Source organism: Deltaproteobacteria bacterium (genome assembly GCA_016210005.1).
Classification (GTDB): domain Bacteria; phylum Desulfobacterota; class Binatia; order HRBIN30; family JACQVA1; genus JACQVA1.
Genome location: JACQVA010000152.1, coordinates 1 through 12,996, shown reverse-complemented (window position 1 = coordinate 12,996; position 12,996 = coordinate 1). Strand labels below are relative to the sequence as shown.

The 12,996-nt window shown below is 67.0% G+C and carries 15 protein-coding genes and 1 tRNA gene; 8 read left to right on the top strand and 8 right to left on the bottom strand.

Features of this window, described 5'->3' with window-relative positions; genetic code table 11:
- Nucleotides 1-29 precede the first annotated feature (29 nt).
- Both HY699_14520 and HY699_14515 read right to left on the bottom strand, forming a co-directional pair.
- A complete protein-coding gene (locus tag HY699_14520; GenBank protein ID MBI4517019.1) occupies nucleotides 30-335 on the bottom strand; it encodes a hypothetical protein in 306 nt (101 codons plus the stop codon).
- A gap of 36 nt (nucleotides 336-371) precedes the next feature.
- Entirely contained in the window at nucleotides 372-830 is a 459-nt protein-coding gene (locus tag HY699_14515) for a hypothetical protein (GenBank protein MBI4517018.1), read from the bottom strand.
- A gap of 148 nt (nucleotides 831-978) precedes the next feature.
- On the opposite strand from HY699_14515, the gene HY699_14510 reads away from it, so the two are divergent.
- From HY699_14510 to HY699_14500, 3 genes are all read left to right on the top strand, one after another.
- Nucleotides 979-1,416 (top strand): hypothetical protein, encoded by a 438-nt coding sequence (locus HY699_14510; protein ID MBI4517017.1) that lies wholly within the window; start codon nucleotides 979-981, stop codon nucleotides 1,414-1,416.
- Nucleotides 1,417-1,597: 181 nt separating this feature from the next.
- The gene (locus HY699_14505; GenBank protein MBI4517016.1) at nucleotides 1,598-1,771 is read left to right on the top strand and encodes a hypothetical protein; all 174 of its coding nucleotides are present in this window, start codon (nucleotides 1,598-1,600) and stop codon (nucleotides 1,769-1,771) included.
- A gap of 10 nt (nucleotides 1,772-1,781) precedes the next feature.
- Complete coding sequence (locus tag HY699_14500; GenBank protein ID MBI4517015.1) at nucleotides 1,782-2,138, top strand: hypothetical protein; 357 nt, start codon at nucleotides 1,782-1,784, stop codon at nucleotides 2,136-2,138.
- A gap of 23 nt (nucleotides 2,139-2,161) precedes the next feature.
- Here HY699_14500 and HY699_14495 read toward each other — a convergent pair whose 3' ends face one another.
- From HY699_14495 to HY699_14480, 4 genes are all read right to left on the bottom strand, one after another.
- Nucleotides 2,162-3,121: an RluA family pseudouridine synthase gene (locus HY699_14495; GenBank protein MBI4517014.1), complete on the bottom strand. Its 960-nt coding sequence runs from the start codon at nucleotides 3,119-3,121 to the stop codon at nucleotides 2,162-2,164.
- A 25-nt stretch (nucleotides 3,122-3,146) separates the two neighbouring features.
- Nucleotides 3,147-3,398: a hypothetical protein gene (locus HY699_14490; GenBank protein MBI4517013.1), complete on the bottom strand. Its 252-nt coding sequence runs from the start codon at nucleotides 3,396-3,398 to the stop codon at nucleotides 3,147-3,149.
- A gap of 16 nt (nucleotides 3,399-3,414) precedes the next feature.
- Nucleotides 3,415-4,884, bottom strand: a complete 1,470-nt coding sequence (locus tag HY699_14485; GenBank protein ID MBI4517012.1) for a hypothetical protein — start codon at nucleotides 4,882-4,884, stop codon at nucleotides 3,415-3,417.
- A gap of 63 nt (nucleotides 4,885-4,947) precedes the next feature.
- On the bottom strand, nucleotides 4,948-5,496 hold the full coding sequence (locus HY699_14480) for a hypothetical protein (protein ID MBI4517011.1): 549 nt from the start codon (nucleotides 5,494-5,496) through the stop codon (nucleotides 4,948-4,950).
- 34 nt (nucleotides 5,497-5,530) lie between these two features.
- Here HY699_14480 and HY699_14475 point away from each other — a divergent pair, with 34 nt between their 5' ends.
- The 4 genes from HY699_14475 (at nucleotide 5,531) to HY699_14460 (ending at nucleotide 9,606) form a co-directional block, all read left to right on the top strand.
- On the top strand, nucleotides 5,531-6,667 hold the full coding sequence (locus HY699_14475; GenBank protein ID MBI4517010.1) for an aminotransferase class V-fold PLP-dependent enzyme: 1,137 nt from the start codon (nucleotides 5,531-5,533) through the stop codon (nucleotides 6,665-6,667).
- A 75-nt stretch (nucleotides 6,668-6,742) separates the two neighbouring features.
- Nucleotides 6,743-6,833 (top strand) — tRNA-Ser (locus tag HY699_14470).
- 366 nt (nucleotides 6,834-7,199) lie between these two features.
- Nucleotides 7,200-8,075 carry a carotenoid biosynthesis protein gene (locus tag HY699_14465; protein MBI4517009.1) on the top strand — a complete coding sequence of 292 codons (876 nt, stop codon included), beginning with the start codon at nucleotides 7,200-7,202 and terminating at the stop codon, nucleotides 8,073-8,075.
- A gap of 16 nt (nucleotides 8,076-8,091) precedes the next feature.
- Nucleotides 8,092-9,606, top strand: coding sequence for an aldehyde dehydrogenase family protein (locus tag HY699_14460; protein MBI4517008.1), 1,515 nt, complete (start codon nucleotides 8,092-8,094; stop codon nucleotides 9,604-9,606).
- A gap of 48 nt (nucleotides 9,607-9,654) precedes the next feature.
- On the opposite strand, the gene HY699_14455 is transcribed toward HY699_14460, so the two are convergent.
- Entirely contained in the window at nucleotides 9,655-10,386 is a 732-nt protein-coding gene (locus tag HY699_14455; GenBank protein ID MBI4517007.1) for a hypothetical protein, read from the bottom strand.
- 323 nt (nucleotides 10,387-10,709) lie between these two features.
- On the opposite strand from HY699_14455, the gene HY699_14450 reads away from it, so the two are divergent.
- Nucleotides 10,710-11,483: a hypothetical protein gene (locus HY699_14450; GenBank protein ID MBI4517006.1), complete on the top strand. Its 774-nt coding sequence runs from the start codon at nucleotides 10,710-10,712 to the stop codon at nucleotides 11,481-11,483.
- A 15-nt stretch (nucleotides 11,484-11,498) separates the two neighbouring features.
- Here the strand turns inward: HY699_14450 and HY699_14445 are convergent, their stop codons facing one another.
- Nucleotides 11,499-12,641, bottom strand: coding sequence for a phosphoserine transaminase (locus HY699_14445; protein ID MBI4517005.1), 1,143 nt, complete (start codon nucleotides 12,639-12,641; stop codon nucleotides 11,499-11,501).
- Between the last annotated feature and the right edge of the window lie 355 nt (nucleotides 12,642-12,996).

The following is a 12,996-nucleotide window of genomic DNA, read 5'->3' as shown; positions in this document are numbered from 1 at the left end:
CCGTTTGCCAGTCGCACCGCCACCCCGACTTACTCGGCCAGTCTTTCGCCCACTATCACCCCGAGCCGCACTCCCACGGCAACCCGTACCGCCACCCTGAGCCCAACGGCGGCGCCCACTGCCAGCGCGTCCGCCACCAGGACGCCCACGGCGACTTTGACCCAGACTACGACTCCTACCGAGACCTTCACGCGCACCCCGTCGCGCACACGCACACCGACAGTGACGGGAACGCCAACGCCAACCATAACCGGCACGCGCCCGCCCACAAACACCCCAACCAACAGCGCTACCGTCACGCGGACGCTCACCGTCACCCCGTCGCGAACCCGCACGCCGACAGCGACAGCGACAGCAACGCCGACGGTTACTCACACCCGCACGTCCTCACCAACCGCTTCGCCGACGGCTACCCCCAGCCAATCGGCAACTCGCACCCGGACGGCGACGCCGAGCCTCACGCGCACGCCTACGCTGACGGGAACACCAACGCCGACACCAACCACAACCTCGACCGCCTCGCCGACACCGACCGCTACCATCACGCCGACTCGTACCCCGACTGCCACACCAACGATTACGCCGACGCCCACCATCACGCTCACCGCGACACCAACCCTGACACCAACCCTGACCCGCACCCCAACCATCACGCTGACCCCAACCATCACTCGGACGCCGACGCTGACCCGCACGCCGACCCTGACGCGAACCCCGACCAACACCGGAACCCCTACGGCAACACCCACGATAACCAGGACGCCGAGCGTCACCTTCACCCCGAGCATCACGCGCACGCCTACCAATACCCCGTTCCCAGGGCCCGGCATCAGCTTCATCGGCGCGGTGAATGCGGACGGTACCGTCCCGACGCCGAGCGGGTTTGCCGGGGGCGTCCCAATCTACAGCCGTCCGCTCGGCTTCAACTTCAGCTTGGTGGTCGAGGGTCGCCCAGGCGGTAGCCGCAAACGAGTGGGCTTGGACACGTACGCGTACGAAGCCGATGATCCCACCGTGCGACCGGATCTTCAGGTGCTCGTCTCGCGAGCGCTGGGCAACGGCAGCACCGCCGTGTGCGACAATCGGTTGCCCGATATCGGCGGTGTTCCGGCAGTTACCCCGCCCGACTTCTCGCCCACGCAAGCGGTCGCCGATGCCCTGAGCGATCTCGGTTGCCGCTTCGTCGACGGTTCGGGCACATCATCGGGCCGGGATCGAGGCGAGGCCTGCACGTTGTTGCCCGACGGTGATTTCAAATTCGTCAACGCCAACAGCACGGCTCAGTTCTGCGCCCCGGTTGCCCACGCCTTCGCTTTCCCACCCGGCGATACCCTGGTGACGGTACAGCTGCGTGATATGGGCGGCAACTTCAGTTTGCCGGCACAGATGATCGTCCGGGTACCGCTTAGTGAGTAGGCCACGAGCGCAACGTTGACTGGCTGACTGCCGTCCGTTATACATTCCGCTTCGGGGTGTAACGCAACCGGTCTCGGCTTGCTCAAGCGCGGCCGGTTTTTTTTCGAGCTGCGCTGCCACCCTGAACCATCGTAGTCGTCGGCTCGTGTGAGCGCACTGTTTACGCTAGGAGGACCAGGACATGGCCGAGAAGAAAGCCAAGACCGCTCAGAAATCGGCGGATAAGGTCGCACGGGCGCGAGCGTGCCCCAACTGCGGTGCCGACAGCCGCGTGACTTATTTCACCGGCTACGGGCGCAAGGGCTTCTTCTGGGTTTGCGAAAAGGAGTGTGGGTTCAGCGAACGCACGCGCTAAGAGAGGGGGGATGTCAATGGGCCGCACCTCCAAGAAGGAAAAAGTACGCAAAGGGCACAGCATCTTCGAGGTGGACGAACGCGACGAGGGTGTCGAAGAGGGCGACCTGCCCAAGGATGAGGCCGGCCGCCGTAAGATCAAGCGGCAGTACGAAACCCTCCTGGGAATTCGCGTCGACAAGCTGAAGGGCCGCATCCTCAACCGAGAGCGCATCAACAAGACCATCGAGGGCGTGTACTTCATTTGCGCCGAGTGCAGAAAGATCTGCCACAACATGGACGACGGCCTGGTGGAGGACCCCAACAATGTTCACAACCTCTGCGGCGCCTGCGTCAAGTCGGCCAAGCCGAAAGGCCGCGCGGCGTAACCGGCATCCGCGCTGTCGGCGAGTCAACCGCCACCCAGTCGGCCCCGCACCTGACCACCGCGCGACGCCACCGCGACTTGGAAATCCTCGGGCGGCGCACTCTCCACCCGCACCCGTGCTCCCGTTCGCGGGTGCACGAAAGCGATGCATGAGGCGTGCAACATGTGCCGTGCGGCCGGCGGGCCGCCGTACAACCGGTCGCCCACCAGCGGATGGCCGATTGATGCCAAGTGCACCCGCACCTGGTGCATGACACCGGTGGCGATCTCGACGGCCAGCAGCGTAGCCCCGGGCAGCCGCTGCAACGGCCGGTAACTCGTGATGGCCGGACGCGCGCGCAAGGCCGCGGCTTGCTCGGCACTGGTGCACACACGCATGCGGCGGCGATGGCGCCGGTCATGAGCGATCGCGGTCCTGATCTCGCCGCCGTGCACCACCTCACCCGCCACCAGGGCGACATACTCCTTGTGGACTTGCCGGCGGGTGAATTGCTCGCGTAGTAGTCCCCAGACCACCGCGGTCCGCGCCACCAGCACGACGCCGGAGGTGTCGGTGTCGAGACGGTGCACCAGGCCGGGTTCCCTCAGGTCCTTGCCGACCGTGCTCAGCTCAGGGAATTGCGCCAGGAGAAAGTTGGCCAGCGTATGCCGCTCATCACTGCGCAGGGCATGCGTGGGCATACCGGCCGGCTTATCGAGCACCAACACCTCGGCATCTTGGTAGAGCACGGACAGGCTCAAGCTCGGGTTGGCGGCCGGCGCTGCTGCGCCCGCCGCGTCCCAGCCTTCGATGAACAAGACATCGCCGGCGGCGACCCGCGTCCCTTTGGCGCGCCGGTGTCCGTTGACCCGCACACCACCGGCCGCAATCAGCTCCCGCACCCGCTCGCGCGAGGCCTGGGCAAGGGTGCGCACCAGGAACACGTCGAGCCGTTGTCCCTGGACCTCCGCCGGTACGACTATGGTCAATGGCGGCGAGGCCATTTAGCCACCAGCGCAAGCCGCATGCTCACGGGAGCGCCTCGATCTCGTAGAGGCGCTGTAAGCGTTCGCGCGCAGTGCTCGAGTGCTGGCGAACGGTGATGGCGGAGCCGACGCTGCGATGCAGATCTTCCAGCTGTATCTGGATCGAGGTGATCTTGCGCACAAGGCTCTCCATCGGCGCACCCGTGCTGATGTCCTGGTACTGGACGTACACCAGCACCAGCATGATCGCTCCAAAGACGAACAGGAAGGAGCCGAACCAGCGCAGCGCACGCATTGCCGCAATCACTCCTTCAGGGCGGCGGTGCGGGCGGGCGCGGCAGCCGGCTCAGCTGGGCCTCGTTGCGCTTGAAGCAGTCGCGCACCTCGGCTGGGCTGAAAGCCGATTCCAGCACGCGCCGGTCGCGCTCGATCTCCGCCGCCGTACGCCCGCCGTACACAGCCGCGTGCGTGCCCAGCGCCGCCCACGCCGAGAGATGGGCCTCGAGGGCCTGGCACACGGTGCCGGCTTGTTTGCTGCGCTCGCCGAGTCTACGCAAACTCACACCCAGCCCGATCTGCGTCGCCACCCACGCCAGCGGGTCGCGATCGCGGGCACGCTCCGTCAATGCCGCACGGAAGGCGGCGCCCGCCTGCTCGAGTTGGCTGGTGCTGTAGGCGCGTTCACCTAAGGCCGTCAACGCAGTGCCGAGATTGCTCTGCGCTGTGGCCCAGGACGGCCGGTCGCCCTTGCCCGAGAGCTCCATCACGGCAGCCTGATAGGCGGACGTGGCGCGTTCGAGATAAGCCCGCTGCGAAGCCACGTCGGGAACCACCACGCCGAGGCGAGACAGTGCGTTACCCAAGTTGTTTTGTACCGCCGCCGGCCGCAGCGACTCGTTCCCGGCGAGCCCCTCGGCGAGCAACTCGCGCAAAATGGTCACCGCCTCCTGCAACGCCTCGGCGCGGCCGGTGTGCTCTCCGTAGAGCGCCAGCGCGGTCGCCAGCGCAAAGCGCAGGTTGGCGCGGGACTCATTGCTCATGACTCGGCGCCCGCGCGGCGCGTAGGCCAGCGGCCGAACCGTTTCCACCAGTGTCCGCAGGCGTTCGGGTGAGGGGCCGGCCTCGGCACCGTAGAACTCCAGACTGTGAGCGACCACCAAGAGCCGGACGACATCGGCAAGCTCGCGCCAACCCACGGCCGGCAGCAGCAGCTCGCCCGGCAGCTCGTAGCGCCCCCAGCGGCCGCCATGTCGCAGTTGCGAGGCCAGCGTCCAGCACAAGCTCACCAGTTGTTCTTCCTGGTGGCCGGTAACGACGCCCCACATCACCGCCTGGGCCCCGGCTTCGGCTAGATAGCCACGAGCCGTGTCGTGCCCAGCTCTGGTGCTTGCGCCCAGCCCCATGCCGGTCGGAGCGATGGTGCGGTCGAAGCGCAGTAGTTGCGCGGGTTCGGCATCGGCCAGCGCGGCCACCAGCCGCTGCTCTTCCAGGCCGTCAGTATCGTTACCCAGATGCGCCAGCGCTACGGTGAAGCGATCGGGAGCAGCCAGCGGCAGTGGCGGCTCGGGCGCGGCCGGCGGCGAAGCGCTGGGGGACTTGGCCGCGTTTGGCGCCGAGCTTGCCTGCCACCACCACACCCCAGCGGCACCGGCGACCAGCACGGCCACCAGCAGGGCCACCCTAGCGCCGGTGTGGCGCGGCGGTCGCCGTGAGACCAGAGTGATCACCCGCTGGGGCGGGTTGTGCTCGCAACGATGCTCGCTACCCGGCAGGTCCGTCATGGTGACTTACCAGCGCTTGTGGCACGACCACGGGGAGATAGTAAAGCACTCCACGCGACTCGTTTAGTTGGCAGAAATGCCCCGGCGCACCCAACCGTCCACGTGTTTGAGAAAGTCAGCGAACGGATCGGTGCCTGGGCTCGGTACAAAATACGCTTTGCGCAGGTAGTCCAGCGCCCCGGAGTAGAACTCGAAATTGCGCGACAGATCTTGGAAGAGCAGGAAGCCCGAGCGATAGAGCGCCACATCGAGTTCAGACACGCTCCAGTACGAATCTCGGCCGGTCTGGATGTAGTAGCCCAGGAAGCCGCCGCGCTCGGCGTGGCTGCGAAAGATCCCGCTCATGAACAGGGCATAGTCCCCGATGTAACGGCGCAGGTCGCGCTCGCGCTCCAGCCGCTTACGCTCGCCGGCGCCGGGCAGCTCGATCATCATTTGTACCAGGCTCTCGACCCGTTTGCCCTCGAGCGAACGCAGCCGATAGAGGTTGTCGGCGCTGGCAAAAGCGGCCAGCACCTGGCTGACGTGTTCGACCACGGGTGGCTCAGCCAGGCCGAGCTCCCAAAACGCCCGCTGAACAATCGTTGCGAAGAAACGCTGCAACCGGTCCATGGGTCGAGTATAAAGAGCGCAGCGGAGGTGGGCAATGGAATACGCGCGGTGGCGGGCAGAGTTCCCCTCGTGTGAGCAACTGATCAATTTCAACCATGCCGGCGTGTCGTCGGTTTCTCTGCGGGTTGCTCGTGCGGTGACCGGCTTCATCGAGCAGGCCACTGCCGTCGACGGTCGTGTGCACCAGGCCTGGGAGCAACGCGCCCAGGCGGTGCGTGCGGCTTTCGCCCGTTTGATCGGGGCGCAGGCGTCCGACATCGCGTTCATCACCAACACCTCGGAAGGCTTGTCGCTGGTCGCCGGCGGTCTCAGTTGGCGGGCGGGTGACAACATCATCGCCATCGATGGCGACTACCCGTCGAACGTTTACCCCTGGTGGGGGCTGCGCCGCTTCGGCGTGGATACGCGCATGGTCACGCCACGCAATGGCCGCTTCGGCGTTGATGAAGTCCGTGCTGCCAGCGATGCCCGTACCCGCCTGCTGGCAGTCAGCGCGGTGGACTGGCAGACGGGATTTCGCTGCGACCTGCGCGCCCTCGGCGCCTTTTGCCGCGAGCGCGGATTCCTGTTTTGCGTCGACGCCATTCAGGCAGTTGGGGCGTTGCCGATTGATGTCACGCAGGCGCTGATCGATTGCCTGGCGGCCGGCGGCCACAAGTGGTTGCTGGCACCGGAGGGTTGCGGCTGCTTGTACGTCTCGCCGCGGGTGATCGAGCAGGTGCAGCCCACGTTACTCGGCTGGAAGAGCGTCACCGACGCCGACCACTACTTGCCGTACCGTTTCGAGCTACGCAGCGATGCCGGGCGTTTGGAGCCCGGCACACCGCCGTACTTAGGCATCCATGCGCTAGGGGCGGCGCTCGATCTTCTGCACGACGCCGGTGCGGCGGCCATCGAGACGCGCGTGCTCGAGCTGAGCGCGCTGCTGGCCGAGGGCTTGCGCGCGCGCGGCGCGCAGATCCTAAGCCCGTGGCGAGAACAAGAGCGCTCCGGCATCCTTACTTTTCGCCTTGGCGACGATCCCAGTCAGCTCGTCAGCAGCCTGCGGCGCCAGGGCATCCTTTGCCGCCCACGGGGCGGCGGCGTACGCCTGGCGCCGCACTTCTACAACAATGAGGATGACATCGCCCGCTTCTTCAGCGCGCTCGACCATGCCGGCCAATGGCCATGATGGCGGTGTGAATTTACTTGCAGGCCGTTGCAATCAGACGACGGCGGATGTAGTGAAATCAAGGTCTTTTCGCTTGGAGAGGTGGCCGAGTGGTCGAAGGCGCACGCCTGCTAAGCGTGTGTAGGGGCTTAAACCTCTACCGAGGGTTCGAATCCCTCCCTCTCCGCTTCAATCAAAGCAGACCATTGACGTTGCTAGCCCGTCTTGAGCCGGCCTTATACCAGTAGCGACGGCTGCGGCGGTGGGCAGTCGCCGAGTGGCTCGAGATGATGCTCCCAATGCCACCCACGACATGCGCGCGCTACTGGAAGGGGAGGCGCCGCCTCACGGCCGCTCCCGGGAGGCCGTGTCTGGCGCTATCTTCGGCGCCTGTCGGCTGTTTCCTGCTGTCTTCGCGGAGAGCCGGATTGGGGAACCGCCGCCGCCCTGGCAAAACGCAGGCCGGTTGTGGCAGAAGAAGGCCGCTGGGGGGACGAAGGCGGCGCAGTGCTGATGCGGGGATAGACAGCCCCAGCTAGGAGGCGAGCCGATCATGGAGGTAGCATATCTGATGTTGGTCAACCGACCGGCTGTGCTTGCCAACCTTGCGGCGTTTGCGATTCTCGCGCTCGCCGAGCGCGGTGTGAGGCGAATGCTGCTCTGGCTGGTGACCGGCACCGCCATCGGTTGGCTGGTGGAATTCAGCAGCACGCACACCGGGTTTCCGTTTGGCTACTACGTGTACCACCAGGAAAGCTTCGCGGGCGAACTCGCGGCCGGCGGCGTGCCGATCTTCGCCTCGCTGAGCTTCGCCGCACTCACCTACCTCGGCTATTCGTCGGCTTGCACGCTGCTGTCACCGCTGCGCGGCGCCGGCGCTGCCGTGCGGCGGGTCGAGCCGGATAGCCTGAGCACATCCTGGCGCCTTTGGGTGCTGGCAGCGGTACTGATTACCTGGATGGATATCGTGATCGATCCCATCACGCTGCTCGGCCGCTACTGGCATCTCGGCGACCTGTATCACTACGAGCCCGCCGGCATTCACTTCGGCGTGCCGTTGAGTAACTACGGCGGCTGGCTGTTTACGGCGCTGGTGATCGTCGGCATCAACCAATTGATCGATGCCCGGCTGCGAGCGGCCGGTAGCTCGCCCGCCCCGCTCTACAGCCTGCCGTTCCAGCCGTTCTGGTCCGTTGGCGGGCAGGCCGGAACGTACGTCTACATGATCTGCGTGACGCTCTACCTGCTGGTGGCGGACGTGACGCCGGCGGGGACGCCGCTTATGGCGATCTTGCTCTCAACTCTGACCTTCACTGGCGCGTATGCGGTGTTCACGACGGCCATGATTCGCAGAGGATTCAGCGCCCCGGCCGCTGACTCGGGGACGTGCGCGCCGCTCAAGGGCGCCTCGGGCTCGGCCTGGCGCTGAGCGGAAAGAGAGTACGATGGAAGCCGGTTCGACGCTCGCCGCTGAGGTCAATGCCGCCGTGCTCGAGGTGTACGACAAGTGCACGGGCGAGTGCGTGGCCGAGCTGCCGATCGCTGACGAGGCCCGAGTCGCGGGAGTCGTGCAGCAGGCACGACAGGCGCAACCCGCCTGGGCGGCGCTGCCCGTACGACAGCGCGCCCGGCTGCTCCGCCGCGCTCGCCGTGAGCTGGTGGCAGCGCGCCGGGACATTCTCACCGCGCTCGAGCGCGAGACCGGCAAGGCTCGCTTTGACGTTGTCGGCGAGCTCATGAGCGTGTGCCTCGACATCGGCCACTTTGCCCGCCGCGCCCCCCGCTGGTTGCGGCCCGAGCGGGTGAGCGCATGGCCGCTGTTCGGCAAGAAGGGGATCATCCACTACAAACCGGTCGGAGTGGTTGGTGTGATCGGGCCCTGGAATGCGCCGCTCACGCTGGCTTTGGGCGACGCCATTCCGGCGCTGCTCGCCGGCAACTGCGTGGTGGTCAAACCTTCGGAGCTGACGCCGCTGGCCGTGCAGCACGCGGTGGCGGCGGCCAACCGCGTCCTGCCGCCGGGGGTGCTGCAGGTCGTTATCGGCGAAGGCGCTAGCGGCGCGGCGCTGGTCGATCACGCCGACATGGTCTGTGTAACCGGCTCTCCGGGCACCGGCCGCCGCGTCATGGAGCGCGCCAGCCGGCGGCTAACGCCGGTGCTGCTCGAGCTCGGCGGCAAGGACGCCATGATCGTGCTCGCCGACGCCGATCTCGAGCGCGCGGCTCGCGGCGCCGCTTGGGGTTCGTGCCTAATGACCGGCCAGGTCTGCATGTCGATCGAGCGCATCTACGTCGAAGCCGCGGTCGCCGAGAGCTTCAAGCGGCTGCTGGTCGAGCAGATGCGCGCGCTGCGCACCGGGCCGAACGGTGCCGGCGCCGCCATCGACTTCGGCCCCTTCACCAGCGCTCGCCAGGTCGAGATCGTCGAGCGGCACATTCGCGATGCGGTGGCGCGCGGCGCCCGGGTGCTTACCGGCGGACACCGCATCGCCGGTGGCGGCGCGGGGGTCTTCTTCGCGCCGACCGTGCTCGACGGCGTCGACCACACCATGGCGATCATGCGCGAGGAGACCTTCGGACCCGTGGTCGGTGTGATGGCGGTGCCGAGTGCGGCGGCGGCGGTTGGGCTGGCCAACGAAAGCGCGTACGGCTTGAGCGCCAGCGTGTGGACCCGCGACACCGAGCGCGGCATCGCCATCGCCAAGCAGCTGGAGACCGGCAGCGTGTGCGTCAACGAGTGCGTGCTCGCCGGCGGGGTGCCGGCCTTGCCGTTCGGTGGTGTCAAGCAGAGCGGCGTCGGCGCCCGCCGCGGCGGCGCGCCGGGAGTGCGCCAGTTCTGCGTGCCGCAGGCCATCCTCGCCGAGCGGCGCAGCCGCGCGCGTGAGCAGGCGTGGTTTCCCTACTCGCCACGCCGTGCCGCCGGCATCGAGCGGTTGTTGCCACTGCTGTTTCGCTGGTGAGCGGACTAGTGAAGCAGCGTACTTAGATCGGCCCGCAGCCCGAGACAGCTATTGCGAGTCCGGACCGGGCGCAGCGAACTCGACCTCGCCGGCCAACCAGGCCTCGCGCGCCGCGTCTTGTTGGCGCTTACGCTCCAGCGCCTCCTCGTACTTGCGGGGAATCTCTTCAAGCCGCGCGTTGTGCATGCGCCGCGCCAGCTCCAGCATGCTCACGTCCCGCTCGGGCAACTGTTCGCGATAGTGATCGAGCAGGTAGGTCGCGAATTCGATGTAGTCGCCCGAGAGCCGCGCGCGGTGGTCGTAGAAGGAGCGGATCTCTTCCTCGCTGCCTGTGCCCGAGAGGATCTTACCGTACTCGACGTTCCAGCGGTCGCGCTCGGCCGCGCGCTCTTCCTGCACCTTCGGATCCTTCGTCGGCAGCGACAGTTTCCAGTAAAGGTTTTCAGGCATCGCCCGGCGGACCTCGGCCATATCCACCGCCGCCCAGGCCATGGCAATCTCGTCCTCCGCGGACTCCGAAGCGTTCTCCTCGGCCGCAGGTTTGGATCCCGCTTCTGGGGGCGCGGGATCAGGGTGGGCGCTGTTGGGAGTGGCCATCACCGCCGGGTTGCGCCCTTTCGGGATCACGCCGGGGCGCTGAGACTCAGCCGTTGTCACAGCCTCTGTCACGGCCTCGTTTGACGCAGGCATAAGCCGCCAGATGCCCGCCAGCCCAGCGATCGTGACGGCGCCCGCCAGTACGACCCAGCGCCAAACCGTGCTCTGCTGCTCCCCGCTCATGCGCGCTGGATACCCCAGAGCGACAGGGCGGATCAACCCCGCGGTGCCGCCGTCGGCGCGCTTGGAGCGGTTGGTTGGCGAGGCGGTCCTGGCGTATGCTGCAAGCAATAGCCGCGAGGCGTCGAATGAGCTTGTTGGTACCTGGAGAAGGAATGAGAAAGAACCACAGGCGAGCCTCAATACTTGACCCGCGAGGTTGGTGGCCGCGAGCCATCGCTATCGCGCTTGCCGTGGTTGCGGGCGCGTGTGGCGGAAGGCTGAGCGGTGAACCGGCCCCACCTTTCCTTGCTGTACTGAGCGCGTTCCCGGCTGAGCTGTCGCCGTTGCTGGCAAAGGCCGTCATCGACGACACGGTGGTGATCGAGGGCCGGGTGTTCCGTGTGGGGGTACTGGCGGGCGTGCCGGTGGTGCTCGGTCTTACGGGCATCGGCTTGACCAACGCCGGCGTGACCACGCGCGCGCTGCTCGAGCGCTTCGAGGTTGCCGGAGTGGTGGTCTCGGGTGTTGCCGGCAGCTCGCTGCGGATTGCGGATGTGAGCGTGCCGGCGACGTGGGTGCTCGCCGATGGCACATCTTACAGCGCCGATCCCGGGTGGCTCGCGCTAGCCGGCGATATCGCGCAGCCTCGAAGGCTTGCGCTCGAGCGTTGCACGCTGGTGCCGGCCGTAAGTTTGGAAGAGCCGGTGTGTTTGCCGCACGAGCCTGCGGTTGTCATAGGCGGTGTCGGCCAAAGCAGCGATACGTTCGGCGACACACCGTTTCCCTGCCAAGCTGCTGGCGATGATGTGTTCGGCTGTGACGTTACGACGGCAAGCGCTGCCAGGGCGCCGGCGGTTTGGCATGCGTTGAGGGCCGCGGCCTCGGCGACGGCCGCTGCGGCGCCGGTGGCCGAAGATATGGAGACCGCCGCGATTGCCCGCGAGGCAGTCGCGCGCGGCTTGCCGTTCATCGCCTTTCGGGCGGTGTCGGACGGCGCCGGCGACCCACTGGGGTTGCCGGGGTTTCCGGCGCAGTTCTTCGCCTACTATCACTTGGCGGCAAACAACGCCGCGGCGGCAACGCTCGCCTTCCTCGATCGGCTGGCAGACGCCAGCTGATCCCCGCTCCCGACCTCAGGCGCGCAACTCGGCGAACGCCCAGTCGACCCAGGGCAGCAGGCAGACGATGTCATCGTTGTCGACCGTGGCGCCGCCCCAGATACGCAGCCCCGGCGGTGCGTCGCGGTAGCCGGCGATGTCGTAGGCCACGCCTTCCTTCTCCAGCATGCCGGCCAGCTTCTTGATCGCCGCCGCGCGCGCCTCGGCGTCCAACTTCTCAAACCACGGATCGACGACCTTCAGGCAGATCGAGGTGCACGAGCGCGTGCGCGGCGCGCGCGCGAGGAACTCCACCCACGGGGTGCGCTCGACCCAGGCGGCGACGGTGGCCAAGTTCGCCTCCGAGCGAGCGACCAGAGCGTCAAGGCCGCCTTCGCGTTCGGCCCAAGCCAGGCCGTCGAGGGCGTCCTCGACGCAAAGCATCGACGGGGTGTTGATGGTCGAGCCCTCGAACACCTCCTCGTCAAGCTGGCCCTTCTTCGTCAGGCGAAAGACTTTGGGCAACGGCCAAGCCGGCGTGTAGGTTTGCAGCCGCTCCACCGCCCGCGGTGACAGCGCCAGCATCCCGTGCGCGCCTTCACCGCCGAGCACTTTCTGCCAGGACCAGGTGACGACGTCGAGCTTGTCCCACGGCAGCTTCATCGCGAACGCCGCCGACGTGGCATCACAAATCGTGAGCCCGGTACGGCCGGTCTTGATCCAGGCGCCGTCGGGGACACGCACGCCCGAGGTGGTGCCGTTCCAGGTGAAGACAACGTCGCGGGTGAAGTCGGGCTGCGACAAATCGGGGAGTTCACCATAGTCGGCGGTGAAGCCGCGGACGTCGAGCTTGAGGTGCTTGGTCACGTCGGTCAACCAACCCTGGCCGAAGCTCTCCCAGGCGAGCACGTCGACGGGACGGGCTCCGAGCAGAGACCACAGCGCCATCTCCACGGCGCCGGTGTCGGATCCGGGAACGATGCCGAGCCGGTAATCCGCCGGCAGGCCCAGAATCGCCTTGCTGCGATCGATCACCGCTTTGAGCCGCTCTTTGCCGATCTTGGCGCGGTGCGAGCGTCCGACGACCGCGCCGCGCAGGGCTTCGAGGCTCCAGCCCGGCCGCTTGGCGCAGGGGCCGGAAGAAAAATGTGGTCGGCGGGGTTTGCGTTCGGGTTTCACTACGGCCTCCTCGGCTGGCCGCAGGCTACCAAAAGCCGACCCGAGATCAACGGTGGTGGCGCTGCCGCTTCGTGCGCCGAGCCGGACACCCTTCGCCGTAAACCCACAAACGCCCGGCCGCTAGTGCAGCGCGCCGGCGTGGGCTGCCCGCTGTGCGGCGGCGCCTGTGCTCGTGCCGACGGGGGGGACGGGAGAAATCTTCGGACCCATGCTAAACCTGACCCTGCCCGACTTGTGGCCTCTGGACACGGAGGTTGGATTGCGGTAGACGTACATGCGTGACGGCGGTGGTGGAAGCGGCGGGGTTGGTTTTTCCGGTCGGTGCGATCGATGCGATTCGCATGCGCATCGAGGC